The following is a 2515-nucleotide window of genomic DNA, read 5'->3' on the forward strand; positions in this document are numbered from 1 at the left end:
CCGCGAGGGCCCGCCGCCCGTCCCCGGCGCCCCAGCACCAGCGCGCACACCGCGGCCACCGCCGACAGCTGCAGGGACCGTCTCGTCGTGTCGTCCATGCCGACACCGTGCGCCGCCCGCCTGTGCCGGACCTGTGACGAGGGTCGCCCCGACCTGTGAGTCGCGCACAGGACGTTCACAGGTTCCACCCAGGACACGTCCAGCCCACGCTGGGACGATCGAGGCATGGAAGCCAGCCTGCACCGCCCCGACGGCACGCCCCTGCGCGTGCTGGTGGTCGACGACGAGACGAACATCGCCGAGCTCCTGCGGATGGCGCTGCGCTACGAGGGCTGGGAGGTGACGGTCGCGCACACGGGGCGCAAGGCCGTCCAGGCGGCGCGCGAGGCGCGGCCCGACGCCGTCGTCCTGGACTGGATGCTGCCCGACTTCGACGGCCTGGAGGTGCTGCGCAAGATCCGCACCGACCTGCCGGACGTGCCGGTGCTCTTCCTCACCGCCCGCGACGCCGTCGAGGACCGGGTCGCCGGGCTCACGGCCGGCGGCGACGACTACGTCACCAAGCCGTTCAGCCTCGAGGAGGTCGTCGCCCGGCTGCGCGGCCTCATGCGGCGCGCCGGGGCGATGGACGCGCGGCCCAGCCACGTGCTGACCGTCGGCGACCTCGTGCTCGACGAGGACAGCCACGACGTCTCGCGCGGCGGCGACCCGATCACCCTCACCGCCACGGAGTTCGAGCTGCTGCGCTTCCTCATGCGCAACCCGCGCCGCGTGCTGAGCAAGGCGCAGATCCTCGACCGGGTCTGGAACTACGACTTCGGCGGCCAGGCCAACGTCGTCGAGCTGTACATCTCCTACCTGCGCAAGAAGGTCGACGCCGGCCGCGAGCCGATGATCCACACCCGCCGCGGCGCCGGGTACGTCCTCAAGCCCGTCGAGCAGGCCTAGCGTGCGCCGGCTGCTGCCCGCCTCGCTGACCGGACGCCTCGTCGTCACGGTCGTCGCCCTGACCGCGCTCGTCGCCGTGCTAGTCGGCACGACCGTGACGCTCGTGATGCGCTCGTACCTGACCGACCGGCTCGACCAGCAGCTGGCCGAGTCGGTCGGACGCGCGCGGGCCGACCTGCTGCGCAGCGGCACGCCGTGGGGCGACACCGACCGCCGTCCGCCACCGGGTCAGTCCGACGGGCTGCTCAGCCTGGTCACCGACGGCGAGCGCTCGCTGGCCACCTACATCGACACCGAGGGCGACCTGCTGGCCGTGCCGACCCGCGTCCAGCGCGAGCTGGCCGTGACCCCGGCCGACGGGCGCGCCCACGACCACGACCTACCCAAGTACGGCTCGTACCGCGCCGTCGCCGTCGAGCAGGACGGCCTGACCACCGTGGTCGCCCTGCCCACCAGCGACGTCGACGAGACCGTGGCCAGCCTGCTGGGGTGGGAGGTGCTGCTCGGCCTCGGGGCGACGCTCGCCGCGGGCCTGGCCGGACGCGCGCTGGTGCGCCGCCAGCTGCGCCCGTTGCGCGAGGTGGCGCACGCCGCGCACGAGGTGACCGCGCTCCCGCTGTCGTCGGGCAAGGTCGACATGGACGTCCGGCTGCCCGAGCGGCTCACCGACCCGGCGACCGAGGTCGGCGCGGTCGGCGACTCGCTCAACCGGCTGCTCGACCACGTCGCGACGTCGCTGGACGCGCGGCACGCCTCGGAGCAGCAGCTGCGCCGGTTCCTGGCCGACGCCTCGCACGAGCTGCGCACCCCGCTGGCCACGATCGCCGGGTACGCCGAGCTCAGCCGGCGCACGCCCGACGACGCCCACGAGCTCGACCAGGCGCTGCGCAAGGTCGAGTCCGAGGCCGCGCGGATGTCGACGCTCGTCGAGGACATGCTGCTGCTCGCGCGGCTGGACGCCGGACGTCCGCTCGAGCGTGAGCCGGTCGACCTCACGCTGCTGGTCATGGAGGCGCTGGACGACGCCCGGGTCGTGGACGCCGACCGCACCTGGCGGCTCGACCTGCCCGACGAGCCGGTCGGGACGCTCGGCGACGAGCAGCGCCTGCACCAGGTGGTGACGAACCTGCTCGTCAACGCCTCGCGCCACACGCCGCCGGGCACGACGGTGACCGCGGGGCTGCGCGCCGACGGCGACCGCGCGGTGCTCACCGTCCACGACGACGGTCCGGGCGTCGCGCCCGAGCTGCAGCGCACCATCTTCGAGCGGTTCTCGCGCGGGGACTCCTCGCGCACCCGCGCGTCCGGCGGCGCCGGGCTGGGCATGTCGCTCGTCCGGGCCATCGCGGAGTCGCACGGCGGCACGGCGACGGTGCGCAGCGCGCCCGGTGACACGACGTTCACCGTGTCGCTGCCGCTTCACAGTCCTGCCACAGCCTGACCACACGGCGGCGCCAGCGCGGCGCCCGACGGTGGAGGCATGCAGACCGACCGCTCCCTCCCCCGCCGCCCCGCCGGCGCCCGAGCGGCCCGCCCCGGCCGCCGCCCCGTCGCCGCGCCGCCCGCC

General features: G+C 75.0%; 2 protein-coding genes. Both read left to right on the forward strand.

The genetic code is table 11. The features are described 5' to 3' along the window. Positions 1–225: 225 nt before the first annotated feature. Positions 226–948: a response regulator transcription factor gene (locus AC2W7G_RS13620; protein WP_485868912.1), complete on the forward strand. Its 723-nt coding sequence runs from the start codon at positions 226–228 to the stop codon at positions 946–948. A 1-nt stretch (position 949) separates the two neighbouring features. Next, positions 950–2389: a sensor histidine kinase gene (locus tag AC2W7G_RS13625; protein ID WP_485868913.1), complete on the forward strand. Its 1440-nt coding sequence runs from the start codon at positions 950–952 to the stop codon at positions 2387–2389. Positions 2390–2515: the final 126 nt, after the last annotated feature.

It is taken from the genome of Aeromicrobium sp. PFPM2_SD2 (assembly GCF_057364525.1).